Annotated in this window: 23 protein-coding genes; 13 read left to right on the top strand and 10 right to left on the bottom strand. The window is 62.2% G+C overall.

The genetic code is table 11. The features are described 5' to 3' along the window. Positions 1 to 32 precede the first annotated feature (32 nt). The 3 genes from ABMC88_RS00510 to ABMC88_RS00500 are packed head-to-tail and all read left to right on the top strand — an operon-like array spanning position 33 to position 2,085. The gene (locus tag ABMC88_RS00510; protein ID WP_349574871.1) at positions 33 to 557 is read left to right on the top strand and encodes a CIA30 family protein; all 525 of its coding nucleotides are present in this window, start codon (positions 33 to 35) and stop codon (positions 555 to 557) included. Continuing rightward, positions 554 to 766 (top strand): DUF2805 domain-containing protein, encoded by a 213-nt coding sequence (locus tag ABMC88_RS00505; protein ID WP_349574870.1) that lies wholly within the window; start codon positions 554 to 556, stop codon positions 764 to 766. Before ABMC88_RS00510 ends, ABMC88_RS00505 begins: the two co-directional genes overlap by 4 nt. Next, the gene (locus ABMC88_RS00500; RefSeq protein WP_349574869.1) at positions 763 to 2,085 is read left to right on the top strand and encodes an ABC1 kinase family protein; all 1,323 of its coding nucleotides are present in this window, start codon (positions 763 to 765) and stop codon (positions 2,083 to 2,085) included. The genes ABMC88_RS00505 and ABMC88_RS00500 overlap by 4 nt, the downstream gene beginning before the upstream one ends. Before the next feature lie 22 nt (positions 2,086 to 2,107). Here ABMC88_RS00500 and ABMC88_RS00495 read toward each other — a convergent pair whose 3' ends face one another. From ABMC88_RS00495 to ABMC88_RS00475, 5 genes are all read right to left on the bottom strand, one after another. Next, positions 2,108 to 2,956: an NAD-dependent epimerase/dehydratase family protein gene (locus ABMC88_RS00495; RefSeq protein ID WP_349574868.1), complete on the bottom strand. Its 849-nt coding sequence runs from the start codon at positions 2,954 to 2,956 to the stop codon at positions 2,108 to 2,110. Between the two features lie 11 nt (positions 2,957 to 2,967). Next, a complete protein-coding gene (locus ABMC88_RS00490) occupies positions 2,968 to 3,741 on the bottom strand; it encodes an HpcH/HpaI aldolase family protein (RefSeq protein ID WP_349574867.1) in 774 nt (257 codons plus the stop codon). A 123-nt stretch (positions 3,742 to 3,864) separates the two neighbouring features. Then, on the bottom strand, positions 3,865 to 4,308 hold the full coding sequence (locus tag ABMC88_RS00485) for a GNAT family N-acetyltransferase (RefSeq protein ID WP_349574866.1): 444 nt from the start codon (positions 4,306 to 4,308) through the stop codon (positions 3,865 to 3,867). A gap of 9 nt (positions 4,309 to 4,317) precedes the next feature. Further along, complete coding sequence (locus ABMC88_RS00480; protein WP_349574865.1) at positions 4,318 to 5,514, bottom strand: NAD(P)/FAD-dependent oxidoreductase; 1,197 nt, start codon at positions 5,512 to 5,514, stop codon at positions 4,318 to 4,320. A gap of 71 nt (positions 5,515 to 5,585) precedes the next feature. After that, on the bottom strand, positions 5,586 to 6,194 hold the full coding sequence (locus ABMC88_RS00475; RefSeq protein WP_349574864.1) for a 2-hydroxychromene-2-carboxylate isomerase: 609 nt from the start codon (positions 6,192 to 6,194) through the stop codon (positions 5,586 to 5,588). Between the two features lie 161 nt (positions 6,195 to 6,355). Between ABMC88_RS00475 and ABMC88_RS00470 the strand changes: the two genes are divergently transcribed. Genes ABMC88_RS00470 through ABMC88_RS00460 form a run of 3 tightly spaced genes read left to right on the top strand, consistent with a single transcriptional unit; the run spans position 6,356 to position 9,461 of the window. Continuing rightward, positions 6,356 to 7,339 carry a membrane dipeptidase gene (locus ABMC88_RS00470; RefSeq protein ID WP_349574863.1) on the top strand — a complete coding sequence of 328 codons (984 nt, stop codon included), beginning with the start codon at positions 6,356 to 6,358 and terminating at the stop codon, positions 7,337 to 7,339. Further along, the gene (locus tag ABMC88_RS00465) at positions 7,336 to 8,991 is read left to right on the top strand and encodes a hypothetical protein (RefSeq protein ID WP_349574862.1); all 1,656 of its coding nucleotides are present in this window, start codon (positions 7,336 to 7,338) and stop codon (positions 8,989 to 8,991) included. The genes ABMC88_RS00470 and ABMC88_RS00465 overlap by 4 nt, the downstream gene beginning before the upstream one ends. After that, positions 8,988 to 9,461 carry a hypothetical protein gene (locus tag ABMC88_RS00460; protein ID WP_349574861.1) on the top strand — a complete coding sequence of 158 codons (474 nt, stop codon included), beginning with the start codon at positions 8,988 to 8,990 and terminating at the stop codon, positions 9,459 to 9,461. Before ABMC88_RS00465 ends, ABMC88_RS00460 begins: the two co-directional genes overlap by 4 nt. On the opposite strand, the gene truA is transcribed toward ABMC88_RS00460, so the two are convergent. Further along, positions 9,444 to 10,229, bottom strand: a complete 786-nt coding sequence (gene truA / locus ABMC88_RS00455) for a tRNA pseudouridine(38-40) synthase TruA (protein ID WP_349574860.1) — start codon at positions 10,227 to 10,229, stop codon at positions 9,444 to 9,446. The two genes, ABMC88_RS00460 and truA, sit on opposite strands and share 18 nt — an antisense overlap. A gap of 87 nt (positions 10,230 to 10,316) precedes the next feature. Between truA and ABMC88_RS00450 the strand changes: the two genes are divergently transcribed. The 6 genes from ABMC88_RS00450 (at position 10,317) to ABMC88_RS00425 (ending at position 19,764) form a co-directional block, all read left to right on the top strand. Then, positions 10,317 to 11,732: a YcjX family GTP-binding protein gene (locus tag ABMC88_RS00450; protein WP_349574859.1), complete on the top strand. Its 1,416-nt coding sequence runs from the start codon at positions 10,317 to 10,319 to the stop codon at positions 11,730 to 11,732. Continuing rightward, entirely contained in the window at positions 11,729 to 12,178 is a 450-nt protein-coding gene (locus ABMC88_RS00445) for a GNAT family N-acetyltransferase (RefSeq protein WP_349574858.1), read from the top strand. Before ABMC88_RS00450 ends, ABMC88_RS00445 begins: the two co-directional genes overlap by 4 nt. Continuing rightward, positions 12,178 to 13,191, top strand: a complete 1,014-nt coding sequence (locus ABMC88_RS00440; RefSeq protein WP_349574857.1) for a YcjF family protein — start codon at positions 12,178 to 12,180, stop codon at positions 13,189 to 13,191. The genes ABMC88_RS00445 and ABMC88_RS00440 overlap by 1 nt, the downstream gene beginning before the upstream one ends. Positions 13,192 to 13,260: 69 nt before the next feature. Next, positions 13,261 to 16,125 carry a DUF2339 domain-containing protein gene (locus ABMC88_RS00435; protein WP_349574856.1) on the top strand — a complete coding sequence of 955 codons (2,865 nt, stop codon included), beginning with the start codon at positions 13,261 to 13,263 and terminating at the stop codon, positions 16,123 to 16,125. A 181-nt stretch (positions 16,126 to 16,306) separates the two neighbouring features. After that, complete coding sequence (ileS, locus tag ABMC88_RS00430) at positions 16,307 to 19,216, top strand: isoleucine--tRNA ligase (protein ID WP_349574855.1); 2,910 nt, start codon at positions 16,307 to 16,309, stop codon at positions 19,214 to 19,216. Between the two features lie 92 nt (positions 19,217 to 19,308). Next, positions 19,309 to 19,764, top strand: coding sequence for a methylated-DNA--[protein]-cysteine S-methyltransferase (locus ABMC88_RS00425; protein ID WP_349574854.1), 456 nt, complete (start codon positions 19,309 to 19,311; stop codon positions 19,762 to 19,764). Here ABMC88_RS00425 and ABMC88_RS00420 read toward each other — a convergent pair. The 4 genes from ABMC88_RS00420 to fsa form a co-directional block, all read right to left on the bottom strand. Beyond that, a complete protein-coding gene (locus ABMC88_RS00420; protein WP_349574853.1) occupies positions 19,761 to 20,459 on the bottom strand; it encodes a CDP-alcohol phosphatidyltransferase family protein in 699 nt (232 codons plus the stop codon). The genes ABMC88_RS00425 and ABMC88_RS00420 overlap by 4 nt on opposite strands. 46 nt (positions 20,460 to 20,505) lie before the next feature. Further along, complete coding sequence (locus ABMC88_RS00415; protein ID WP_349574851.1) at positions 20,506 to 21,447, bottom strand: tyrosine recombinase XerC; 942 nt, start codon at positions 21,445 to 21,447, stop codon at positions 20,506 to 20,508. Next, on the bottom strand, positions 21,444 to 22,151 hold the full coding sequence (locus ABMC88_RS00410) for a DUF484 family protein (RefSeq protein WP_349574850.1): 708 nt from the start codon (positions 22,149 to 22,151) through the stop codon (positions 21,444 to 21,446). Before ABMC88_RS00410 ends, ABMC88_RS00415 begins: the two co-directional genes overlap by 4 nt. A gap of 258 nt (positions 22,152 to 22,409) precedes the next feature. Next, on the bottom strand, positions 22,410 to 23,063 hold the full coding sequence (gene fsa, locus ABMC88_RS00405) for a fructose-6-phosphate aldolase (protein ID WP_349574849.1): 654 nt from the start codon (positions 23,061 to 23,063) through the stop codon (positions 22,410 to 22,412). 125 nt (positions 23,064 to 23,188) lie between these two features. On the opposite strand from fsa, the gene ABMC88_RS00400 reads away from it, so the two are divergent. Beyond that, a complete protein-coding gene (locus ABMC88_RS00400; RefSeq protein WP_349575548.1) occupies positions 23,189 to 25,372 on the top strand; it encodes a primosomal protein N' in 2,184 nt (727 codons plus the stop codon). Positions 25,373 to 25,442 lie beyond the last annotated feature (70 nt).

Here is a 25,442-nt window from a genome sequence, read left to right as displayed (position 1 = left end):
CCGCTATGTCGTCGCGTAGTCAGGAGGGCGCGATGGGACGTATCAGATACGCAGTTTTGGCATTGGCGCTGAGCACACAAACCGCCGCAACACAGGAGCAGATGATGGAGCTGGACCCCGAATGGGAATTTGTCGCCGACACGGTGATGGGCGGCGTATCGGAGGGCGAGATTGAGCAGGTCACCCTAGACGGGCGTGCCGCGATGCGACTGCATGGCGCGGTCTCGCTCGAGAATAATGGTGGCTTTATCCAGATGGCGTTCGACATGCCGCAGGGTGGCGAGTGGGCAGGGATCGAGATCGACCTGCGTGGCAATGGCGCACAATACGAGGTTCGTCTGCGCACGGATGAGCTGTCGCGCCCGTGGCATTCCTACCGCGCAGTGTTCGACACCAGCGGCGAATGGCAGACCCTGCGCCTGCCGTGGGCAGCGTTTGAGCGCAACAAGACCGATGTGCCTTTCGATCCCGCACGCCTGCGGCGCATGGGCGTGCTTGCCTACGGGGCCGAGATGCAGGCCGACATCGCCGTGGCCTCCGTGCGGTACTTTAAATGAGCGCGCCTGATTTGGCCCCCGCCGATATCAGCGCGGTCATCGAAATGGCGCTGAGCGATCATGTGCCGTTTGCCACGATCAAGGCGGAATATGGCTTGGGGGAAAAGGACGTGCAGGCGCTGATGCGTGGCGCCCTGAAGCCCGGCAGCTACCGCGCATGGCGCAAACGCGTGCGCGATTTCGGCAGCCGACGGGCGCAGTATAAATGAGCACCCCGCGGGACAAGGGACTGGCAGTGCCTGCCAGCAGGCTGGGGCGGCTGACGCGCCTTGGCTCGATGACCGCGGGGGTGGCGGGGAACATGGCGCTGGGCGGGATGGCGCAGCTGGGGCGCGGGCAGCGGCCCGATTGGCGCGGTTTGCTGCTGACCCCTGCCAATATCACCCGCGTGGCGGACCAGTTGGCCAAGATGCGCGGCGCGGCGATGAAGATCGGGCAGCTTGCCTCGATGGACGCGGGCGACATGCTCCCGCCCGAGCTGTCGCAGATCATGGCGCGGCTGCGGGATGATGCGCATTTCATGCCGCCTGCTCAGCTCAAGAAAGTATTGGCGACCCAGTGGCACGACGGCTGGCTGCGCGACTTCAAACGCTTTGACGTGCGCCCCATCGCTGCGGCCTCGATCGGGCAGGTACACCGTGCGCAATTGCGCGACGGGCGCGATGTGGCGATCAAGGTGCAGTACCCCGGCGTGGCGCGTAGCATCGACAGCGACGTGGCAAATGTCGGCACGCTGATCCGCATGTCGGGGCTGCTGCCTGCGGGCTTTGCGCTGGACCCCTATCTGGACGAAGCGGCGCGGCAGTTGCACGAAGAAACGGACTATCTCCGCGAGGCGGCCTGCCTCAATCGCTTTCGCGACTTGTTAAACGGGGTCGAGGGATTTCGCCTGCCGAAGGTGCATGCGGATCTGAGCACAGGGTCGACCCTGACGATGGACTATCTGGAAGGCCGTCCCATCGAGGAGGCGGCAGAGGCGCCGCAAGAGCAGCGTAATGCAATCATGGCTCGCTTGATTGATCTGATGCTAAAGGAAGTATTTGAATTCAAGGTGATGCAGAGTGATCCTAATTTTGCAAACTACCGTTTTGATCCGGTGAGCGGAGATATAATCTTGTTGGATTTTGGAGCGACGAGAGATGTTAGTGAAGATATTTCAGTGCTTTATAGGTCGATCTTGATGGCGGGGCTGGATGGAGGCTGGGGTAAGTGTGAAGATCTTGCTCTAAGTCTCGGATTTGTGGATGAAAATACCAAGTCAGAGCATCGAGAAAAGTTGATGTCGTTGATGCGGGTCGCTTTCACATCGCTGGCTGCTCCGATGTTCGACTTTACCGATAAAACCCTCACGCGGCAGATGCAGGCCGAGGGCGAAGCACTGGCCCGTGACGGATTTATCCCGCCCGTTGTGCCGATGGATGTGCTGTATCTGCAGCGCAAATTTGCGGGGATGTTCCTGCTGGGCGCACGGCTGGGTGTGCGGTTGCCGGTGGCGGATATGCTGCGGCAGGCCTGCGCCCCAAGGTGAAACCCAAGGGGCGCAAGGGGGGTTAGCTTTTCTTGCTGTCGTCGATCACGTTCATGCCCGCCAGACCGGATTGACCCAGCTCAACCCCCGCAAAGGGGCCGCCGTGGCACATGTGATTGGGGTCGTGCGGGTCCATTGGCGGCTCTTCGGCCAGCACTTTTTCAGCGTAGATTTCGGCGTTGTCGGTGGGGCGGTAGCCCAAGAAGCTGGCCTTGGCATTGTCCACCGGTGCGCGGTCGTTGTTGCTGACGCCGTAGATGACGGCCCAGCCCGTCACGGGTGTTTCGATGCAGCGCGTGACCAGCTGAATCAGGTCGTCATAGCTGAGGTAGGATCCAAGCGCGCGCGCGTTGTTGACCTGCGCACAGCTGAGGATGCGCATGTGCACGCTCTCCAATCCGCGCTTTTCCCAATACATCCGGCCAAGGTCTTCGGTGAAACACTTGGCCAGCCCGTAGAAGGTATCGGGGCGGTGGGCGACTTCGGTGTTGATGAATTCGTTCTTGGGGTACATGCCGACCGCGTGGATGGACGAGCCATAGACCACCCGCCGCACACCGTGGCGCGATGCGGCTTCCCACACGTTGTAGGAGCCGACAAAGTTCGGGCCCAGCAGTTCTTCAAACGGCTTTTCGTCCACGATTGCGCCCATGTGAACGACCATATCCGCGCCCTTGATCACGGCCTCCATCGCAGCGAAATCGGCCAGATCGGCCTGCACGAATGTCTCACCCGCATAGAGGCTGCCGGGTTGGTCCGCGATGTCGGTGGAGACCAGTTCGTCGCACAGTGCAGTGAGCGGTTCGCGCAGATACGAGCCAAGACGGCCAGCCGCGCCTGTCAGTACGATTTTCTTTAGTTTAGCAGCCATGGAAAAGCCTTTCAGAACAGGTTGTTTTTGACATCTGACAGCAGCGCATCGGTGGCGCGGGCCAGAAGGGTTGTATCGGTGCCGCAGGCGACGAAGGTAAAGCCTTCGTTCAGCAATTGCGCGGCGAAGGCGCCGTCATTGACCAATGTGCCAACAGGCATGCCCTTGGCAATCAGCTTTTGCGCGCAGGGGCGGATCAGGTCCCAGACCTCGGCATCCAGCGGTTTGCCCAGCTTGCCAATGTCCGCCGCAATATCCGCAGGACCAAAAAAGATGCCATGCACGCCGTCCACATCCGAAATCGCCTCGGCCTGTTCAATCGCGTGGCGCGATTCCAGTTGCAGCAGCACCGTCGTCTCGTCCTCGACCCGTGCCAGATAGTCGGTGACGCGGCCGAATTTGTTAGCCCGCGTCGCGCCAGAGAACCCGCGCACGCCATGCGGTGGATAGCGGGTTGCGGCGACAGCGGCTTGCGCCTCCTCAACAGTGTTGATCATCGGGAACAGCAGCCCGCGTGCGCCAAGGTCCAGCAGGCGTTTGACCATCACCGCGTCATTCCATTCGGGCCGCACGATGGCGGTGGTCGGGGTGGCGGCAAAAGCCTGTAGCTGGCCCAAGACGGTCATATAATCGTTGGGCGTATGCTCCATATCAATCAAGGCCCAGTCAAAGCCCGAGGGTGCTGTGACCTCGGCGGCAAAGGGGCTGCACAGGCTGACCCACAGACCCAGCTGTTTGCGGTTTTCGCGCAGCGCATGGGTGAAGGCATTGTCGGGATAGTTCATTTGGTGTCCCTTTCCTAGCAATGAGGGTTGTTATTTATCAACTTTGTGCAGGCCTTATTCACTAAGTGATGGTAATTTGTTGTCTATTGTCAACTTTTCACGCCTTTATCCACAGACATACCGCTAGAGAGGCACATCATAGGTCACCCAAGGCGTGCGGTCCGCAAGTTGGTCATAGACGCCCCGCGCGCGGTAGTTGTCTTCGGCCGTGATCCACCGGATCAGTGCCCAGCCACGGGCGCGCCCTTCGGCTTTGACCGCATCGATCAGCGCCTGCGCCGCGCCGCTGCCACGGGCGATGGGATCGACGAACAGATCATCCAAAAATCCGCGTGTGTTGGCGGCAAGAGGCGAGTGGAAGGGCCGGTAATGGGTGAGGCCGATCAAGGTGCCGTCCTGCTCGGCCACAAATCCGTTCACCTCATGGGCGGGATCATGCAGCCAGCCCCAGACCGTCTCGCGCATGGCGGGGGTTTGGGGTACGCCGTAAAACTCTGCATAGCCTGCGTACAGGGCCTCCCATGCGGGGCGGTCGGCAGGGGCAACAGGGCGGGTGGTGACGGGCATGGCGGTTTCCTAGATGACGGCGGTTTCTTCGAATTTGGTGCGGCTTGCGGCGCGGTTCACGTCAAACGCGCTCAGATCAAGGCTGCGGTAAGCGCCGTAGGCGATCAGCTCGGCAATGCCGCGGCCCATAGCGGGCGATTGTTGCAGCCCGTGGCCCGAGAACCCGTTGACGAAGATGAAGTTGGGGCAGCTATCGGCACGGCCCAACAGGGCGTTCTGATCAAACGTGTTAAATGCGTAGTGACCGACCCATTCATTGATCACTTTGATCGCTTCGAACTGGGGAATGCGGTTGGCGATGGTGGGCCAGACTTTGTTTTCCCAGATGGAGTGGTCAAAGTCGAAATCATCATAGGCCACATCGGGGTCCACATCGGGCGGACACCCGGCAAGATAGTATTTCCCCTCGGTGCGCATGTGAACGCCGCCGGGGTCGATGGTCAGCGGCAGGTCGCGGTCCAGCGGCTGGGCCGCGTCAAAGATGAAGGTGTAGCGTTTGCGCGGTGCGACAGGAATCTCCAGCCCCGCCATCCGCGCCGTAGCAGCGGCCCGTGGGCCAGAGGCATTCACCACCGTGCCGCAGCCCACTTTAGTCCCGTCGGCCAATGTCACGCTGGTCACGGCATTGCCGTCGCGGGTCATTGCGCTTACCTCGGCGTGGACATATTCCACACCATTGGCGCGGGCTTTGCGTTTGAACCAGTCGAACATGGTGCCCCCGTCGAAATACCCTTCGTCCACCAGGTTATGGTTGCCTGCATAGATGTCTTCGAGGTTGTAGAACGGATAATCGGCGGCGATTTGTTCGGCGCTCATGTGTTTGGTGGCCGCGCCAAGGCGGGACTGGACCTGCTGCGCGTCTTTCAGGGTTTGGGCAAATTCGGGCGTATCGGCAAGGTACATATAGCCATAGCTTTGCAGCGGCAGATGCGGAACCTCCTCGTCTCCGCCCATGAAGTCGCGGAAGTTGCGGATGAACTGCGCGCCAAACTGGCTGACCGAGATATTGGTCGGGTTGCTGAACTGCTGGCGGATGCAACTGTTGGTATGCGAGGTCGAGGCGAACTGATAGGTCGGGTCCCGCTCAACCACCAATACAGTGCCGTCGAACCCCTCCATCTGGGTCAGCCACCATGCGACCGAAGAGCCATAAATCGCGCCGCCAATGATGACGACGTCATAGGACGAAAGGGTAGGGGTTTGCATGATACAGGGCTTTCTATGGACAGTGCTTTGACGATGATAAGCACGTCACTTCGCCATTGCCTATAGGGTGTCTAGCAAAAGAAGGGCTGCTTGACCGCGTGGGCCAGCATTTCCAGGCGGTCCTGCCCGTAAAACATATCACCATCCAGAAAATAGGTAGGCGAGCCGAAGATGTTGCGCCTGATCGCCTCTTGGGTGTTGGCGTCATGGCGGGCTTGCACGGTGTCGGACTGCGCTGCCTCTAGCAGGTGCGCGCCGTTCTGGCCGCAGGCACAGGCCAGCGCTGTCAGCGTGGCGGGATCGGCGATATCGGCATCGTCGCGCCAATGGGCCTGCAAAATCGCAAAGCTGAGCGGGTCTGGATCATCGCTGGCGATGATCATCCCGTTCGCAAGTGCGAGCGGATTGTCGTGATGTGTCGGGCGGTGGCGGATCATCTTCAGGCCGCGCCATTGCGCCCAACGGGCCAGTTCGCGGCCAAAGAAATAGTCGATATGTGCGGCGCTGCGGTTTGCAAACGCGGGTGCGCCCGTGGCCTGCATAACGGGGGAAAAGTCGAACGGGCGGTGTTCGATCCGCAGTCCTGCGTCGCGGGAAATTTGTGTCAATTGCTGTGCGCCAAGATAGGCATAGGCAGAGTGGGCGGAGTAGAAATATTCGATCACGCGGTCGGTTGTCATTAAAACCTCGAAGGTGGCGCAGGGTGTGATTCGCAAATTACACGCGGAGCGAGAGGGCGTTCAAGGCGCGTTCAGCTGTTGAAGTGCCGCAGCGAGCGCATCACCGTCGCAGCGGTGAAATTTTGCTGGACCGAAACGCGGGGCTGGGTCATCACTATGGCATGAAAACGCCTCTGATAGACAACCTGCAATACGCCAACTTCTCACCTCGCATATTCGAACAGATGCGCGCGGGCGGGGTGGACGCCGTGCATGTCACCATCGCCTATCACGAAAGCTTTCGTGAGATGGTGCTGAACCTTGAGCAATGGAACCGCTGGTTCGAGGCGCATCCCGATCTGATCTTCAAGGGCACCACCGCCGACTGCGTGCGCCGCGCCCAAGCGACAGGGCGCACGGCGATTTTCTTTGGCTTCCAGAACCCCAGCCCGATTGAGGATGACATTGGTCTGGTCGAGATTTGTCACCAGCTCGGCATCCGCTTTATGCAGCTGACCTATAACAACCAGTCCCTGCTCGCGACGGGCTGTTACGAGGATTATGACGCAGGCCTGACCCGCATGGGCCGGCAGGTCGTGTCCGAGATGAACCGCGTGGGTCTGGTGGTGGATATGTCCCACTCGGGCGAGCGTTCGACGTTGGACGCGATCGCGCATTCGACCCGCCCGATTGCCATCACCCACGCCAATCCTGCGTGGTGGCACGCGGCGCTGCGCAACAAGTCCGACGCGGTGCTGAGCGCGCTTGCTTCCAGTGGTGGAATGTTGGGATTTTCTATTTATCCTCATCATCTTGCAGGTGGGACTTCATGTACTGCGCGAAGTTTCTGCGAGATGATAGAAGAGGCCGCCGGCCGCTACGGCGCGCACACCCTCGGCATCGGTACAGATTTGTGTCAGGACCAGCCCGACAGCATCGTGGAATGGATGCGTGTGGGCCGTTGGTCCAAGGTGATCGACTATGGCGAAGGCTCGGCCAGCAACGCGGGCTTTCCCGCGATGCCCGACTGGTTCGGGGATAATCGCGACTTTGGCAACATCCGCGCAGGGCTGCAAGCGACCAGCCTGACCGCCGAGGAAATCGACGGGATCATGGGTGGCAACTGGTTGCGGTTCTATGAGGAAAGCTTTGGGGCCGCGACATGAAAGACGGGCTTGCGCAGCCGCCACAAAAGCCGTTGCGCACCCCTGATGATGTCATGCGCCTGTCGCGGATGGGGTCAATGTTTCCCTCGCGGCTGTCCTTCCTGCGCAGTCTGATCCGCCGCCTCGCGCAGGAGCGGGCCACCGTCACCCGCCACGCATGGCAGATTTGCGAAGACGGGTTTGGCCACGCGGTGTTCAGCGTCGATCTTGGCGGCCATACCTATTCGCTGGTCGCCGTCTCGACCGACCTGCCGCCCGCGCTGCGCACCGACCGTGTGATCGCGACAGCGTGGGACAGCGCATATGTCCTGTTCGACGGCATTCCTGACCCGGATGACATTGCGCGGATCACCAAAAACGCGCCCCTGCAAGAGGCGGGACGCTTTGGCCCGCGGGACCTGATCCTGAGCCGTGCGAATAAATCCGTGCGCCTGTTTGCCCATGTTACCGACGCGCTGCAGGCGGGGCGGCAACCCGATGCGGATATGATCCGCGATGTCGGCTATCTGATGCGGACCACCGCTGTTTACGGCAACGGCAAATTCGGCATCGCCGACCGTGCGACCTATGACACGCGCCCGGGGTTGGAGGGGCCGTTCGCCGCAGAGATGCTGACCGTCTGGCTGATCCGCCACTTCACACATGCGCTGGCCGAACATGTGGGGCGCGGCACGCTTGCGCCGCATCTGAAACGGCATCTGGGTATCGGAAATTCAACGGGCCTTGGCATGGCGCCGTTTTTGGTGACCCACCCCGTGCTGCTCAATAACTGGATGCTGGCACGCGAGACGGCGTTGGCGCGGGTGCGGGCAATTGAGGCGTTGAGCGCGGCGCAGATCACGCGGCTGGGCGTGCTGGCGGCGCGGGCCGCGTCGCATCTGGCGCAGTGGCGCGTGCCAGACCCCGACCATCAGGCGCGGATTGATCGGTTGCGCCGCGATTGGCGCACCGCCGCGACCTTTCTGGAGGCGGGTGCGTTGACGGGGCAGACCCCGCTCGACACCGTGATGCAGCGCGTGGAAGACCACAGCGAAGACGTGCAAGAGCTCATGGCCGCGCTGCTGATCGAGCCGTTTGGCGATGTGGTGGACGGGCTGACCGAGTGTATGGCCGACCCGTTTTGCGGCTTTGCGCTGCCTTTGCGCGACACGGGTGCGGTGCGGGCGCGGATAACCGATCACTTTGCTTGGGCGTTGGATGTGGACTATGCCGCCGCGGCGCACTGCGGGCAGTTCTGGTATGTCTCCGAGGCGAAGATGGAGCCGCGTCTTGGCCAGCGGTTCACCGAAGAGGGGGCCGCCCTTGAGACACCGCTTGATATCGCGCGGCGCGTGGCAGCGGCCTTTGCCGATCTGCCAGCGGATGCGGTTCCCGTCTCTGATTTCCTGACCCGTCACCCCGAACACGCCCTCGCGGTAGAGCGTGTGGCCCTGTCGACCCAGCACCCCTATGCCGAAATCCGCGACAATCTGATCGCACAAACCTGCCTGCCCATTGATATGCTGCGCTGCAAGCTGTCGTTCTTTGGCGCGTCCAAGTTCGACCCCAAATCCGACCGCTGGACCCGCATCACCCTGTGCCAGGGTGCGCCTTTGGCCGAGGACCTGAACAGCGACGCAGACGACTGGTGGTTGCCGGTGTTCGGCGCATGACACGCTCGGCCAACGAGGTGATGGTGCTGGCGGGCAAAGCCGCACGCGGGGCGGGGGCGCCGCCTGCACAGGCTGCGCAATTTGGTGCGGCAGCCGTTTGGCATTTGCAGCAAGGGCGCGATGTTGCTGCGTTGGACGCAGCCTTGGCGGCTTTGCCTGCGGGGCCGATCCTTGATCTACCGCTCGCGATTGCGCGGATAGTCGAACGGGGCGAAGGCGCAAGCGTTCTGCCGCCCGCGCCGCTTGCGCAGAGTTACGTCGAAACGCTGCCCTTTGTCGCTCGCATGGATGCGCAGGGCCGTGTGGAGATCGATTTAACGACACCTGCACCGCGAAAGGTGCCGCAGCGGATTGCGCTGGACCCGCAGACCTATGCGGGGTGGAGCGCCCTTGCCGCAAAGCTGTTGGTGCCGGAAAGCGATGCCTCGCGGCTGTCGGGCGCGGGGGCGGGCCTAACCGACAACGACTGAGCCGTCGAAGGGCGATGTCTCGTACGTGACCCCCGCCAGATACAGCCCGTGCGGCGGTGAGACAGGGCCGCACGCCTGACGGTCCCGCGCCTCCAACGCGGTTTTCACGTCGATGGGTTGGAGCGATCCACTGCCCACCCGCTCAAGCGTGCCGATGAAACTGCGGACCTGATTGTGCAGGAAGGACCGCGCGCGCACGTCGAAATGCACCTCGGTGCCGTGCATGGTTTCAACCTCAAAGATGTCCAGCACATCCAGCGCCTTCACAGGGCTGAGCGATTGGCAGATGGTCGAGCGGAAAGTGGTAAAGTCATGCTTGCCCAGCAAATGCGAGGCCCCCTCGCGCATGGCGTCCAGATCAAGCTGCTGTTTCACCTGCCACACAAAGCCCCGCGAATGGGTCACAGGGGCGCGGCGGGGCAGGATGCGAAACAGATACCGCCGCTCTTGCGCGGAAAACCGTGCGTGGAATGTGTCGGGCACCTGCGCACAAGCAGTGATCGAGACGGGGTTGGGTTTGAGGTGATAATTGATCGCCTCGGACAAACGAAACGGCGTCCAGTCGCGCACCATATCGCAATGGGCGACTTGGGCGATGCCGTGCACGCCCTTGTCCGTGCGCCCTGCGGCTGCGATTTTATGCACGCCTTTTTCGACCTTGCCCAAGGCGTGTTCAATCGCGCCCTGCACCGAGGGCAGGTCGTTCTGGCGCTGCCAGCCGTGGAACGGCGCGCCGTCATATTCAACTTGGAGGGCAAATCTGGGCATGAAAGGGGCTTTATCCCGCGGCTGTTGCTGTGGCAATCCCTGCAAAACGCCACTATGTAGGATCCGTTAGGTAGGACGGGCACGCACGTGGTGATTTCTCAGATTGCGGATGGCATATGGCGGCAGGTCGAGGCCGTGCAGGATACGGTCTCGGAGACGTTTTTCGAGCCGGTGATCCGGCTGGGTGTGACGGGGCTTGCGCGATCGGGCAAGACCGTGTTCATCACCTCGCTGGTGGCCAACCTGATTGACCGTGGACGGATGCCGGGCCTTGTCGCCGCAGGCGAGGGCCGGATCGAGGCGGCGTTCTTGCAACCCCAGCCCGACGATACGATCCCGCGCTTCGAATACGAGGCGCATTTGGGTGCCTTGACCGCTTCGACCCCCAACTGGCCCGACAGCACCCGCGCCGTGTCCGAATTGCGGCTAAGCCTGCGGGCCCGGCCCAATGGCTTGCTGTCGGGGTTGCAAGGACTGCGGACTATTCATTTGGATATTGTCGACTACCCCGGCGAATGGCTGCTGGATCTGGGGCTGCTGGATATTTCCTATGATGACTGGACCGCGCAAACGCTGGAGCGGATCGCGCCCCGTGCGCAGGCGGCAGAGTATCTTGCGCTGGCACGGGCCACGGACGGGCAGGCCAAGCTGGACGAGCCTGTGGCCAAGGCTTTGGCCGAGGCTTATGCCGCCTATCTGATCCAAGCGCGGCTTGACGGGTTCTCTGACTGCACACCGGGGCGGTTCTTGTTGCCCGGTGATCTTGCGGGTTCTCCCGTGCTGACATTTGCGCCGCTGCCTGCCAGCGGCGATGACGGTCGCAAAACCCTGCGGCGTGAAATGGCGCGACGGTTCGAGGCCTATAAGCGCGAGGTCGTCAAACCTTTCTTCCGCGACCACTTCTCGCGTATCGACCGTCAGGTCGTGCTGGTTGACGCGCTGGGTGCGATCAACGCAGGCCCGCCCGCCGTCGAAGACCTGCGTGCCGCGATGAGCGAGACCTTGGGCGCCTTCCGCCCCGGCAGCAACAGCTTTTTGGGCAATCTTCTGGGCGCCAAACGGGTTGAGAAGATCCTCTTTGCTGCGACCAAGGCCGACCATTTGCACCACAGCCAACACGCGCAGCTGACCGCGATTATGGAGGCGCTGACCCGCGAGGCCCGCGAACGTGCGCGGTTCGCGGGGGCCAAGACGGCGGCCTTGTCCATTGCCTCCCTGCGGGCTACGACCGAAGATCGGATGACCCATGAGGGGACGCCGCTGGACGTGGTGCGCGGCACGCTGTTGGACAGCGGCAAACAGGCGGCCTTCTATCCCGGTGCGCTGCCCGACGATCCCGCGCATCTGCTTAGCCCTGCGCGGGCGGGGGCGGAAAAATGGCTTGATGCTGATTACCAGATCATGCGATTTGCACCCGCAAAGCTGAGCCTGCGTCCAGGTGACGGCCCGCCGCACATCCGCCTTGACCGTGCGGCAGAATTTTTGATCGGAGACCGGCTATGAGTGCTGTGATGATACGCCCTGCGCGCAGTTTGGATGCAGGCAAGTTGGCGGATATCCTTGCCGCTGCCAATGCGCAGTTCGACTGGTTGCCGATGCTTTACTCCTCGGCCGAGGAGATCATGCTGATCGGGGATATGATCGACAGCGGCTGGGTGCGCGTTGCCTATGTGGACAGCGTCGCCGTGGGCTTTATCGCCCGCAAGGGGACCGAAATTCACGCCCTGTGCCTGCGCCCCGATATGCAAGGTAAAGGCGTGGCGCGTGCGCTGATGCGCGATGCGCAGCGGCTGGCGAAAAAGCTGGGGTTGTGGAGCTATCAGGCCAATGACCATGCCTCGGAGTTTTACGCCAAGGCAGGGTTCAAGGAACAGCTGCGAACCGAAGGGCAGGGCAATGATGCGGGCCTGCCCGACATTCGTTTCGAATGGCACAGGGACGCGGAATAATGGCCAAGGGTCCGGTACTGTTCGATCTTGAAGAAGACGCGCAGGCCGCCCCGTCGGTTGCCGATGCGCCGCCCGTCGCCGACCTTGATGTGCTACCTGCGCCGCAGGGGCAGGCCATGCAAATCGCCGCGCGGCTGGCGGCGCGCAAACCGTCCAAGTTGATGCGGCTGTTCTGGGGGCTGGCGGGGGTCTTGCTGGCGGCGTTCATCTCGCTGGCGGCGTGGCGGTTTGTCACCGACCTGATGGTGCAATACCCGCTGATCGGCACCGCGATGAGCGTGCTTTTGGTGGTGTTCCTGATCGTGATGGCGCTGGTCGCCCTGCGCGAGGCGGCGGCCTTTGGTCGCTTGGGGCGGCTGGACGGATTGCGCCACAACGCAACTCAAGCCTTGGCTGCTGCTGACCTGACCGCCGCACGCGGCGTCACGGATCAACTGGTGCGTCTGTACAAAGGGCGCGATGACACCCGCTGGGGCCGCGAGCGTCTGGCCGAATTGCGCGGGGATCAACTTGATGCCGCAGGGCTGCTGGCGGTGGCCGAGGCCGAAGTACTCGCTCCGCTTGATCTGGCCGCCCAGCGCGAGGTCGAGGCCGCCGCACGGCAGGTCGCGACTGTGACGGCATTGGTGCCGCTGGCTTTGGCCGATGTGGCGGCGGCGCTGACCTCGAACTTGCGGATGATCCGCCGGATTGCCGAAATCTATGGTGGGCGGTCGGGGTTCTTTGGCAGCTGGCGGCTGACCCGTGCGGTGCTGTCGCATCTGGTGGCGACGGGCGCAGTGGCCGTGGGCGATGACCTTTTGGAGCCGATTTTGGGCGGCGGCATTTTGGCCAAGCTTAGCCGCCGCTTTGGCGAAGGCGTTGTGAATGGTGCACTCACTGCCCGCGTTGGCGTGGCCGCGATGGAGGTCTGCCGCCCGCTGCCATTCGGCGCATGCACTCGCCCCAAGGTCCGCACGATCATCACCAACAGCCTTGGCAGCCTGTTTCGCAAATCTGACGCCGGCAATTAAGGTTAACCTTACTGGCAGCTACCGCACAGGCTGCTACACTGGCCCCGAAAGTAAGGGGAGAGTGTGGGTATGGAAGGTCTGTTGATCGTGGTGGCACTGGTTGTGCTTGGCATTCCAGTGGCTGTGATCGGGTTGATCATCTCGCAATCGGGGGTAAAGGAGCGCCTGTCCGAGGCCGAGCGTAAGATCAGTGATTTGCGCAATGACCTCAAGCGGTTGAATGAAGGCGGTGCCGCCACCCCGCCACCCCGTTCCACAAAACCCGCAGCCCAGTTGGAGCCGCTGCGCGCCGCGCCTGCCAAAGCCGCTGCCGCCTCTGCGCCCCCCGACATGGCCGATACGCCCCCGAAGGTCGCCGCGGCCAAGGCCACTCCACCACCTGTGACCCGATCCGCATCTGAGGTGCCGCGCCCGCCATCCCCTGTGGCGACAGCGCTTGCGCAGCTCGGGCCGTGGCTTCAGCAAAACTGGTTCTATGCCGTTTCGGCCGCGTCATTGGCGCTGGCAGGGATTTTCCTTGTGCAATACGGGATGGAGAACGGCCTGCTGCCGCCGCGTGCCCGTGTGGCCGCCGCCCTTGCCTTTGGCGCGGCGCTGATTGGCGTGGGTGAGTTTATTCGCCGCCGTTTTGGCGACGATGCGCAATCGGTGACCGAATACCTGCCGTCTGTTTTCTCCGGCGCGGGGATTGTGACGCTGTTTGGCGGCATCCTGTCGGCGCGGATGCTCTATGATCTGATCGGCGGCGGGGCGGCGATGGGCGGCATGGTGATTGTCGCGCTGGTGGCCATGGTGCTGGGCTGGATGCACGGGCCGCTGTTGGTTGCCGTGGGGGTGATCGGCGCCTATGCGGCACCCGTGGTGTTGGAGAGTTCCAACTCGGACGCCAGCCCGCTGTTTGGCTTTTTCGCGGTGATTGCGGTGCTGGGCTTGGGCGTTGATACGATCCGCCGCTGGGGCTGGATTTCGGCGCTGACGCTGGTGCTGGCTTATTTCATGGGCTTTGTTCTGCTTTTGGGCGGAGGCAGCAACGTGCGGTGGACGGCGCAGGTCTATTTCGCCGTGCTGCCGTTGCTGGCGATCCTGATCCCCGCACGCAGTCTGGTGCCGGATCATGCAGGGCCACCTGCAACGCTGGGCTTGCTCAGGCGCCTGACCCTTGGCGCGAAAGAGCGCGGCCTTACGTGGCCTGCCTTCCCCACCTTGCTTGCGTTTTCCAGCGTCGCGGCCAGCAGTGTGATTGTGCTTATTTCGTACAAACCGGGGGCGGGTGAAATCTGGCTGAGCGTGGCGTTGTTGTCGGTTCTCAGCATTGTGCTGATCTCGTGGTCTGACCGTGCGCCTGCATTGCAGGACGCGGCGTTGTTGCCGCCCGTCACGCTGTTGCTGTCGATCTTTGCGCAGGCCGAAAACGGCCGCGCCACCTACCGCCAGTTCACCCAGACCTACGCCCAGGACATCGAGGCGGCCTTTCCGTGGATCATCACTATCTTCATCGCGATTGGTGCGGCGATCTCGCTCATGGCGCTGTGGCGGGCGCTGCGGGCGGGGCAGTTCGGCGTGATCTGGGCCTTGATTGCTGCCGTCTTTGCCCCTGCGATGGCGATCATGCTCGAGATGACATGGCGTCCCGCAGAGGTGATAGGCGCTTATCCGTGGGCGCTGCATGCCGCAGGGCTGGCGGCTTTGATGGCTTTTGTGGCCGAGCGTTTGGCGCGGGCGGATGGGGCATACCGCCTGCGGGTGAGCTTTGCCGTGATGTCGATGCTTGCCTGTCTGGCCTTTGCTTTCGTGATTGTGCTCAGTTCGGTCGCGCTGACCGTGGCGCTGGCGGTGACGGTGCTGGCGGCGGCGGCGTTGGACCGTACGTGGAACCTGCCTGCGATGACGTGGTTCATTGCCGTCGGGGTGATCACGCTGGGATACCGTTTGGTGGTCGATCCGGGGTTGGAATATGGCGGCACGGGGCCGCTGGCGGCTGTGCTGGTCGCTTATTGCGGTACGCTGGCGGTGTTCATCGCCGCGCTGTGGTTGCTGCGCCCGCTGGAACGTGAGGCGGCGAAGGTCATGCTCGATTCCGCGGCGTGGTCAACGGGCGGCCTGACGGTGAGCATCCTCTTGCTGCGCTGGATCGAGAGCTACGCAGGCAGTAATTTGATGACAACGCATTGGACCTTCGGGCTGAATGCCGCAATCTGGAGCGGTCTGGCGCTGGCGCAGGTGCAGCGGACACAAGGGGGGACGGAGAAACTGCTTGATAAAGCACGGTGGGTGCTTGCGACGATCTTTGGCCTGATCGGTGGTTCCGCGCTTGTCACCGCTATGGGCAGCGCACCCGTTTTCGCCACGACCTACGGCTGGGGCAATGCCGCCCCGCTGTCCGAGCATATCTTGATCCGCATGGCGCAGGCGCAGGTGTACGGGCCTGTGTTGTTCAACACGCTGGCGGCGGCCTATCTGGTTCCTGCGGCGGTTCTGTTGGCAGGCGCGTGGCGTCTGGGCGCGATTGATGCGCGGATGCGGATGGCATTGGGCGCTGTTGGCGCAGCGCTTGTGGCCTTCTGGGGCTTTACCGTGATCCGCCATTTCTGGCAGGGCGGTGACGCGATGCCGCTGAGCTTAGGCATCGGGCAGCCCGAGCAGTACACCTACACAATCGTGCTGCTGCTGGCGGGGGCGGGGCTGTTCTATCAATCGCTGGCACGGCGCTCGGCGCTGATCCGCAAGGCGGGGCTGGTGGTGATTGGTCTGGCGGTCGCCAAAGTGTTCCTGATCGACGTCACCGATCTGGACGGGCTGACGCGGGTCTTCTCGTTGCTGGTCTTGGGGCTGGCGCTGGCTGCGCTGGCGTGGCTGAACCGCTGGGCGCAGGAGCGCGACCGCGCCGAGGCGCAGGGGCCTGTTCCACCGCCATCACCCCCGACGCTGGACTAAGACGCGCTTGCCCCCTCGGGGGCAGGTGCCTATAAGCCAAGGTAACATGACAGTACATCTGCACATCATACGAATTACATCCCCGGCGCTCCGCATCGCGTGAGCCGCCGGGCAAAGGTGTTTGAGCCGCTCGCACCGCCCCCATATCCCTGACATACCAGACCGATAAAGGACGCCCCTTATGTGCGCCGAGACAACGACCCCCGAGTATAAATCCACCCTCAATCTGCCCCGCACCGATTTCCCCATGCGCGCAGGCCTACCCAAGCGCGAGCCCGCGTGGCTGGCCCGTTGGGAGGAAATGGACGTCTACGCCAAGTTGCGCGAGAAGGCGAAGGCGCAGACGCGCCAGCCGTTTACGCTGCATGATGGCCCTCCTTACGCCAACGGGCATTTGCACATCGGCCACGCGCTGAACAAAACGATCAAGGACATGATCGTGCGCAGCCACCAGATGATGGGCCGTGATGCGCGCTATATCCCTGGTTGGGACTGCCATGGCCTGCCGATCGAGTGGAAGATCGAAGAGCAGTACCGCAAGAAGGGCCGCGACAAGGATCAGGTGCCGATCAACGAATTCCGCGGGGAATGCCGCGACTTCGCCGCAGGATGGGTCGACATCCAGCGCGAGGAGTTCAAACGTCTTGGTGTGCAGGGCAACTGGGCCGAGCCATACCTGACAATGGATTTCCACGCCGAGCGTGTGATCGCCGAGGAGTTCATGAAGTTCCTGATGAACGGCACGTTGTACCAAGGCTCCAAACCCGTGATGTGGTCGCCCGTAGAGCAGACTGCACTGGCCGAGGCCGAGGTCGAGTATCACGACAAGGACAGCTTTACCGTTTGGGTGAAGTTTGAGGTGCTGAGCGATAGCGATCTGGCGGGCGCTCAGGTCGTGATCTGGACGACAACACCGTGGACCATGCCCTCCAACAAGGCGGTGGTCTATGGCGAAGGTGTCTCTTATGGCCTGTACAAGATCACAGGCACGCCCGACGAATGCTGGGCCAATGTGGGCGATCGCTATTTGCTGGCCGATAACCTGGCAGCGGACGTATTGGGCCGTGCGCGTCTGGAGGACGATCAGTGGACCCGTGTTCGCGATGTGACCAATGACGAGCTTGCGGGCATCAGCCTCAAGCACCCGCTGGCGGGTGCCGAGGGTGCAAACGGCGAATGGGACGACATCCGCGATTTCCGCGCCGCTGATTTTGTGACCGATACCGAAGGCACGGGCTTTGTGCATTGCGCGCCGTCCCACGGGCTTGAGGAATACGACCTCTACCGCGAGCTTGGCATGCTGGAGCAGGTCATCACCTACAACGTGAACCCCGATGGCCGCTACCGCGATGATCTGCCGTTCTTTGGCGGCAAGGCGATCCTCAAGCCCAACGGGAAGGAGGGCAACGCCAATGCCGCTGTCATCGACAAGCTGGTGGAGGTTGGCGGCTTGCTGGCCCGTGGCAAGATCAAGCATAGCTACCCGCACTCGTGGCGCTCGAAGGCGCCGGTGATCTACCGCAACACGCCGCAGTGGTTTGCCGCCATCGACCGCCCTGTGGGCGACGGGCAGGACATGCACGGCACCACGATCCGCGAACGCGCCCTGACCGAGATCGACAACGTCAACTGGACGCCCAAATCAGGCCGCAACCGCCTGCACGCGATGATGGAGGCACGCCCCGACTGGGTGCTGTCGCGCCAACGCGCATGGGGCGTGCCGCTCACGTGCTTTACCCGCAAGGGCGTGCTGCCCACGGACCCCGACTTCCTGCTGCGCAACGCGGACGTAAACGCGCGGATCGTCGAGGCGTTCGAGGTTGAAGGCGCTGACGCATGGTACGCCGATGGCGCCAAAGAGCGCTTCCTTGGCGGGATCGTAAACGCGGACGACTACGACATGGTTACCGATATTCTGGATGTTTGGTTCGACAGTGGATCGACCCACGCGTTCACCCTGCGCGACCGCGTGGACGGATCGGACGACGGGATCGCGGATGTCTATATGGAAGGGACGGATCAGCACCGTGGCTGGTTCCACTCGTCGCTGCTGCAATCGGTTGGCACCTATGGCCGTGCGCCGTATCGCAATGTTGTGACGCACGGGTTCACGTTGGATGCGAAGGGCATGAAGATGTCCAAATCCATCGGCAATACCATCGTGCCGCAAAAGATCGTGGACCAGTACGGCGCGGATATCCTGCGCCTGTGGGTCGCACAAACCGACTATACCAACGACCAGCGCATCGGGGACGAGATCCTCAAAGGCGTGGCCGACAGCTATCGTCGCCTGCGCAACACGATGCGCTATATGCTGGGCTCATTGCCCGATTTTGATGCGGCCAAGGCCGTGGCGCGGGATGATATGCCAGAGCTGGAGCAGCTGATGTTGCACAAGCTGGCCGTGCTGGACGGTGTGGTGCGCGACGGCTATGCGCGGTTCGATTTCCAGGGCGTGTTCCGTGCGATCTTTGATTTCGCCACGCTGGATCTGTCGTCCTTCTACTTCGATATCCGCAAGGATGCGCTGTATTGTGATGGCGACACACCGCGCCGTTTGGCGGCTTTGACGGTGCTGGATCACCTCTATGCGCGGCTGACCACATGGCTTGCGCCGATCCTGCCCTTCACGATGGAAGAGGTCTGGTTGCAGCGCAACGGCGAGGATACCTCGGTGCATCTGGTCGATTTCCCCGACACCCCCGCCGACTGGCGCGACGATGCGCTGGCCGAGCGGTCCGAGACCGTGCGCGCCGTGCGCCGTGTCGTCACAGGTGCGCTCGAAGAGCAGCGCACGGCCAAGGTCATCGGCTCGTCCCTTGAGGCAGGGCCGGTTGTGTTCATGTCGCCCGAGCTGGCGGCGGTCATCACCAACCCCGACACCTTTGCCGATCTGTGCATCACCAGCCAGATCACCCTGCAAACGGGCGAGGCCCCCGAGGGCGCGTTCACCCTGACAGATGTGGCAGGCGTCGGCGTTGTCTTCGAGAAGGCAACGGGCGAGAAATGCGCACGCTGCTGGAAGGTGCTGCCCGATGTCGGCACGCACAGCCATGAGGCCGTCTGCGGCCGCTGCGACAGCGCTCTTTAAATGACTGTCAGGGCAGGGGCATTCCCTTGCCCTGACAGCTTTCCGCGTGTTTCGGATTGAGCCTGCGGCCCGCTGCGCCCATACTCTGCCCTATGAAAACATGCACCGTTTCCACGCAATTCGGCGATCTGGTCCTGATCCAGACGGGCGACTATATCACCAAACTCGATTGGGGCCGCGCCCCAGCCGAGGAGTGCACGCACGTGCTCGAGGAGGCGTGCCGCCAGATTGCCGCCTATGACGCGGGCGATTTGCAGGTGTTTGATCTGCCCCTGCGGGTCGAGGGGTCAGAGTTCCAGCGCGCAGTATGCGCCGCCATGTCGGCGATCCCGTTTGGAGATACCTGCACCTACGGCGACATCGCAAAGGCGCTGGGCGTCCCTGCGCAGGCTGTCGGCGGGGCCTGTGGCGGCAACCCCATTCCGGTCATCATTCCGTGCCACCGCGTGATGGGCGCCAAGGGCCTCACCGGATTTTCAGGGGCAGGCGGGGTCGAGACAAAGGTCGCTTTGCTGCGCCACGAAGGCGCGGGCGGTTTCCTGATCTAGAGGTCGCGGCCGTCGTACATGATCTGCTGCGCGATGCCCGCAAACAGCAGATAGATCGAGGTTATAACCAACCCCCACGCGGCCCAGCTTTCGGGGTGGAAGTTCACCCACGCGGCCCAGCCCGCAAAGAACGTCCACGCCAGCGCCATCGGCAATGTCACCACGCGCCAGCGTTCGGTGCGCACGGGGTGTACAAATTTCAGCGGCACAAACATCGTGATCGACAGGAATGTCACCAACACAAGGCTGATATACCACGGGATATGCAGCGCAAAGATCACCAGCACCAGCATGTTCCAGCAGCCCGGAAAGCCCGAGAACGAGTTGTCCTTGGTCTTCATCCGCGTATCCGCGAAATACAGCGCACTTGCGAAGGTCACGATGATAATCATCAGCCACCCGCTCCACCCGCTCATCAGACCTGACTTGAACAGGGCAAAGGCTGGGATGAAAACATAGGTCAGATAATCGATCACCAGATCCAGCAGCACACCGTCGAATTCGGCGGCGTTGGTTTTGACCTCGTATTTACGGGCCAATGGCCCGTCGATCCCATCGACGAAAAACGCCACGACAAGCCATAAGAACATCATGTCGTATTTGTTGTCCGCAGCGGCCAGCATCGCCAGCATGGCGAAAACGGCGCCAGTGGCGGTCAGCAGGTGAACGGCGAGTGCTTTGGTGCGAAGTGTCATGGTATCTGTCTCGCAAATCGTCCCGAAGGATGCAAAAGGAAAAATGTCACGCCTTGGGGTGGGCGCGGTTGTAGACTTCCATCAGGCGCAGCGTATCCACGGCGGTATAGGCTTGGGTCGTGGAGAGGGACGCATGGCCCAGAAGCTCCTGAATCGCACGCAGATCACCGCCCGCGTCCAGCAGATGGGTGGCAAAGCTGTGGCGCATGGCATGGGGGGTCGCGCTGGCGGGCAGGCCCAGTTGCATACGGGCGCTGGCCATGACCTTCTGGATCGCACCCGCAGCCAACGGGCCACCGCGCACGCCAAAGAACAATGGCCCTTTGGATTGCACAGGATGGGGGCAGGCGGCAACATAGGCTGCAACCGCATCGCGGGCGGCAGGCAGCACAGGCACCACACGTTCCTTGCCGCCTTTGCCAAGGATGCGCAGGGTTTGGGGCAGGTTTGCATCCGCACCCGTCAGGCCCAGCGCCTCGGATATACGAAGGCCACAGCCCCACAGCAGGGTCAGCACCGCCACATCCCGCGCCGCAACCCACGGGGTTGCCGATTGCACCTCTACGCAGTCAATCAGCTCGTGAGCGGCGTCAATTGCTAGGGGGCGGGGCAGCTTTTTCGTAAATTTCGGCGCGCGGGTGGACAGGACGGCGGTGGGCTCGAACCCCTCACGCTCGGCCAGCCAGCGGTAGAAGGCTTTGACCGCCGAGAGTTTTCGCGCAAGGCTGCGTGGCCCCACGTCGTTGCCGCGTGTCTGCGCCATCCATGCCCGCATGTCGCTGATCGTAATGTGCGACAATGCGCCCAGCCCGTGGGTCTGGCCGTGATGCACAGAGATAAACGCCAGAAACTCTGTCACATCGCCACGGTAGGCGGTGAGCGTGTTTTCTGCGGCCCCTTTCAGGGCGCGCTGTTGGTCCAGCCATGTTTGCAGGGCGTCCCGCGCAGCGGGAGAAATGGCCAGCGTATCTGTGGCTGTACCGCTCAAGACAACCAGCGGCGCATCGCACGCTCGAACACGCCGGTGAAGAACGCCAGCAGGTCCGTGCCTTGTTGCGGGCCGAACATATGCGGGTCTTCGGCGCCCATGACCAACATTCCGGGCAAACGGCCTGCGCCGAAATCAAGCTTCAGACACGCCTCAGAGCGGATCCATTCGGCGTTGGGGCCATAAATGCTGTCTGATGCGTCCTGGACCGAACGCAGGGTCACTTGGCGGACCGTGCCACCGCGCCCTTGGGTCAGGTAGCTGTCGATAAACCCGGGCTCTGCCACGCTGAGGACGTCGCCGAGGCGTTGCACGGCTGGGTCCGTGTCATTCTGCACGGATTCAAGAACCAGTTTCACGGTATCGACGCGCAAAATCTCTCCGACTTCGCCGCCCAGATCGCGCAGGAAGGTCTCGAACTCGACCGGATCAAGCATCCGCAGGATGGCGCGGTGAATCTGGTTGGTGCCTGCGAGGTTTTCGTAGGCGGCTGCAATCACGCTGCGGTGGGTGTCTTCCAGACGGTCAAGGCGCGTCTCAAGTCGTTCCATCGCGATGCCGCGCAGATCGACGATATTACCGCCCATCGCTTTTTCATTCGCGGCAATCAATGCCTGCATGACATCGTTGTCATCCAGAATCACATCGGGCTGCGAAATGATGGCTTCACGCAGTGTGTCTTCTATTTTTGGGCTGCTGCTCATGCTGCTCTCGTTTTGTTTTTTTGTTCTATAGCACGGGATATTGGGCTGTGGTGGGGTTTTTTTGCCTATTATTGATGCAGCGGCACCAAAAACACAGATTTGGGGAGGAGGGCGGCCTCATTCCCCTGACGGACACTGGCTTCCCCAGCGTAATGTCGGGGCATGGAACAGAACTGCACACAAAATAATACGCCGCTTTTCCCGCTGAACCCCGCGCAGCTGCGCGCCCTGTTGGGCGCACAGCAGTAGCGTCATCCCTTACAGGATGTTCTGGCCGGTCTTGGCCCAGTCTTTCATGAACTGATCCAGCCCCTTGTCTGTCAGCGGGTGTGACGCCAGCTTGCGGATCACCTCCGGGGGGGCGGTGATGACGTCGGCACCAACCAGCGCACATTCGCGGATGTGGCCGACGCTGCGAATCGAGGCCGCCAGAATCTGTGTCTCGTAGCCGTAGTTGTCATAGATGGTGCGGATGTCTTCGATCAGGTCCATGCCGTCCAGATCAATATCGTCCAGACGCCCGATGAACGGCGAGATGAACGTGGCACCGGCTTTGGCCGCCAGCAGCGCCTGGTTGGCCGAGAAGCACAGGGTGACGTTGACCATGTTACCTTCGCCCGACAGGACCTTGCAGGCTTTCAACCCGTCCCATGTGAGGGGCAGTTTGATGGTGACGTTATCGGCGATCTTGGCCAGCTTGCGGCCCTCGGCGATCATGTCGTCTGCTTCCGTCGCGACGACTTCGGCGCTGACGGGGCCGTCGACCAGATCACAGATTTCCTTGGTGACTTCCAGAATATCGCGGCCTGATTTCAGGATCAGCGAGGGGTTGGTGGTGACCCCGTCGACCATACCCAGATCGTTCAGCTCGGCGATGTCTTTGATTTCAGCGGTATCTACAAAAAATTTCATTTCCGGTTCCTTGTTGGAATGTGGGCGCTAACGGTTATATCTGCCTTTGCTTTAGCGCATGATCTGCGATGCTGAAAGCCTTGATCCCCCTTTGCCCCAAAAGGAAGCCGTGTTTGTCCAAACAGATGTTCTTTGACGAAGGTGCGTTAATTGCGGTGTTGACCACGCAACCGCTGGACCGTGCGCTGGATTACAAAGCGCCCGAGGGCGGCTGCCATTTGGGCGCGTTCGTCGAGGTGCCGCTGGGTCCGCGCAAGGTGATCGGCGTGGTCTGGGGCGCAGGTGCGGGGGATTTTGACCATAACAAAGTACGCTCGGCTTACCGCGTGCTGGATGCCGCGCCGATGCGCGAAGAGATGGTGAGTTTTCTTGAGAAGTCCGCCGCCTACACGCTGACCCCGCTCAGCGCGATGCTGCGGCTGACGACCCGTGCGCCGGGTTTGGGCGATCCGCCCTCGATGCGCAAAATCTACCGCCGCGGGACGGGGGAGCCGGACCGCGTCACCGCTGCCCGCACCAAAGTGATCGAGACGCTGGCGGAATACGGTGATCTGTCCTTCACGCTCAAGGAACTGGCCGAGATGGCGGGGGTGACGTCTTCGGTCATCAAAGGGCTGGTGAAACAGGATGTGGTGTTTGAAGAAGACAGCCCGCGTGATCTGCCGTTCCAGCCGCTGGATCCTGACCTGCCCAGCAAAGAGCTGACGGAAGATCAGGCGAAGGCGTCGGCGGTGCTGGCGGCGGGCGTGTCTTCGGGCGACTACGGCACCACCTTGCTGCGCGGTGTCACGGGATCGGGCAAGACCGAAGTTTATCTAGAGGCGGTGGCAGCTGCCCTGCGGGCGGGGCGTCAGGCGCTGGTGCTGCTGCCCGAGATTGCGCTGACGGCGGAGTTTCTCACGCGGGTCGAGGCGCGGTTTGGCGCGAAGCCTGCCGAGTGGCACTCGGGTGCGACCATGACCGAGCGGCGGCGCATCTGGCGCATGGTCGGGCAGGGGCAGGCGCAGCTGGTGATCGGGGCGCGGTCGGCGCTGTTTTTGCCCTACCGTGATCTGGGGCTGATCGTGGTGGATGAAGAACACGACACCTCCTACAAACAAGAGGACGGGGTGCTGTATAACGCTCGCGATATGGCTGTGCTGCGGGCCAGTATTTGCGGCGCGCATGTGGTGCTGGCCTCGGCCACGCCATCGTTGGAAAGCTGGGCCAACGCAGAAGCTGGCAAGTATACCAAGCTGGAGCTGACATCACGCTTCGGGCCTGCGGTGATGCCGACGATGGGCACGATTGATATGCGTGCCCAAGGGTTGCCTAGCGACCGCTGGGTTTCACCCAAGCTCAAGGACGAAGTTGACGCGCGGCTGGCGCGGGGCGAGCAGGCGATGCTGTTCATCAACCGCCGTGGCTATGCGCCGGTGACGTTGTGCCGTGCCTGCGGGCATCAGATCGGCTGTGATGATTGCGATGCCAAGATGGTCGAGCACAGGTTTCTCAAGCGCCTCATCTGCCACCAATGCGGCGAGAGCAAGCCGATGCCGACCGTTTGCCCGTCCTGTGAAGCAGAGGACAAGCTGGCCCCTGTCGGCCCCGGGGTGGAGCGGTTGGGCGAAGAGGCAACGGCGCTTTGGCCCGATGCGCGTATCGCGACGCTTAGCTCGGATATGTATGGCTCGGCCCGTGCGCTGAAGGCCGAGATTGCGGGGATCGCCGAAGGCTCGGCTGATATTATCATCGGTACGCAGCTGGTGGCGAAGGGGCATAACTTTCCCAAGCTGACGTTGGTAGGGGTGATTGATGCGGACCTTGGCCTGACGGGCAGTGATCTGCGTGCGGCCGAGCGGACGTTCCAGTTGATGCGCCAAGTGGCGGGCCGTGCGGGGCGGGCCGAGGCCCCCGGCACCGCCTTGTTGCAGACGTACCAGCCTGACCATCCCGTGATCCGCGCCATTCTGGCGGGGGATGAAGAGGGGTTCTGGCAGGCCGAAGCAGGCGAGCGGCGCGGCGCGGGCATGCCGCCTTACGGTCGTTTGGCGGGGATCATCCTGAGCGGGCCTGATATGGCGGCGGTGTTCGAGGCGGGCAACCAGTTGGCGCGTAATGACGGTGTTTTGCGGGCGGTTGGTGCGCAAGTATACGGGCCTGCACCTGCACCGATTGCGCGGGTGCGCGGGCGGCACCGTGTGCGGCTGCTGGTGAAGGCCGACAAGGGGGTTGCCTTGCAGCGGGCGCTGCGCACGTGGGTCGGGCAGATCAGGTTGAAGGGTGACTTGCGGTTGGCTGTCGATATTGATCCGCAGAGCTTTTATTGAGCGCCGGATTTTGAGTTTAAAGGCAAAATAAAGAAGCGGGGGGCGGGGGATCACAGTCTGGTTGTGTGCG

Source organism: Sulfitobacter aquimarinus, from assembly GCF_040149565.1.
Classification (GTDB): Bacteria; Pseudomonadota; Alphaproteobacteria; order Rhodobacterales; family Rhodobacteraceae; genus Sulfitobacter; species Sulfitobacter aquimarinus.
The sequence above is the reverse complement of the archived record's forward strand: the minus strand, read 5'-3'. Positions and strand labels throughout refer to the sequence as shown.

Bases quoted from the DNA above. Each gene is read 5' to 3' on its own strand.
- ABMC88_RS00495 (WP_349574868.1), bottom strand. From the start codon at position 2,956: ATGGCTGCTAAACTAAAGAAAATCGTACTGACAGGCGCGGCTGGCCGT.
- ABMC88_RS00480 (WP_349574865.1), bottom strand. From the start codon at position 5,514: ATGCAAACCCCTACCCTTTCGTCCTATGACGTCGTCATCATTGGCGGC.
- ABMC88_RS00425 (WP_349574854.1), top strand. From the start codon at position 19,309: ATGAAAACATGCACCGTTTCCACGCAATTCGGCGATCTGGTCCTGATC.
- ABMC88_RS00410 (WP_349574850.1), bottom strand. From the start codon at position 22,151: ATGAGCAGCAGCCCAAAAATAGAAGACACACTGCGTGAAGCCATCATT.
- ABMC88_RS00485 (WP_349574866.1), bottom strand. From the start codon at position 4,308: ATGCCCGTCACCACCCGCCCTGTTGCCCCTGCCGACCGCCCCGCATGG.
- ABMC88_RS00500 (WP_349574869.1), top strand. From the start codon at position 763: ATGAGCACCCCGCGGGACAAGGGACTGGCAGTGCCTGCCAGCAGGCTG.
- ABMC88_RS00510 (WP_349574871.1), top strand. From the start codon at position 33: ATGGGACGTATCAGATACGCAGTTTTGGCATTGGCGCTGAGCACACAA.
- truA (WP_349574860.1), bottom strand. From the start codon at position 10,229: ATGCCCAGATTTGCCCTCCAAGTTGAATATGACGGCGCGCCGTTCCAC.
- ABMC88_RS00460 (WP_349574861.1), top strand. From the start codon at position 8,988: ATGACACGCTCGGCCAACGAGGTGATGGTGCTGGCGGGCAAAGCCGCA.
- ABMC88_RS00475 (WP_349574864.1), bottom strand. From the start codon at position 6,194: ATGACAACCGACCGCGTGATCGAATATTTCTACTCCGCCCACTCTGCC.
- ABMC88_RS00400 (WP_349575548.1), top strand. From the start codon at position 23,189: ATGTTCTTTGACGAAGGTGCGTTAATTGCGGTGTTGACCACGCAACCG.
- ABMC88_RS00470 (WP_349574863.1), top strand. From the start codon at position 6,356: ATGAAAACGCCTCTGATAGACAACCTGCAATACGCCAACTTCTCACCT.
- fsa (WP_349574849.1), bottom strand. From the start codon at position 23,063: ATGAAATTTTTTGTAGATACCGCTGAAATCAAAGACATCGCCGAGCTG.
- ileS (WP_349574855.1), top strand. From the start codon at position 16,307: ATGTGCGCCGAGACAACGACCCCCGAGTATAAATCCACCCTCAATCTG.
- ABMC88_RS00445 (WP_349574858.1), top strand. From the start codon at position 11,729: ATGAGTGCTGTGATGATACGCCCTGCGCGCAGTTTGGATGCAGGCAAG.
- ABMC88_RS00420 (WP_349574853.1), bottom strand. From the start codon at position 20,459: ATGACACTTCGCACCAAAGCACTCGCCGTTCACCTGCTGACCGCCACT.
- ABMC88_RS00440 (WP_349574857.1), top strand. From the start codon at position 12,178: ATGGCCAAGGGTCCGGTACTGTTCGATCTTGAAGAAGACGCGCAGGCC.
- ABMC88_RS00490 (WP_349574867.1), bottom strand. From the start codon at position 3,741: ATGAACTATCCCGACAATGCCTTCACCCATGCGCTGCGCGAAAACCGC.
- ABMC88_RS00505 (WP_349574870.1), top strand. From the start codon at position 554: ATGAGCGCGCCTGATTTGGCCCCCGCCGATATCAGCGCGGTCATCGAA.
- ABMC88_RS00435 (WP_349574856.1), top strand. From the start codon at position 13,261: ATGGAAGGTCTGTTGATCGTGGTGGCACTGGTTGTGCTTGGCATTCCA.
- ABMC88_RS00465 (WP_349574862.1), top strand. From the start codon at position 7,336: ATGAAAGACGGGCTTGCGCAGCCGCCACAAAAGCCGTTGCGCACCCCT.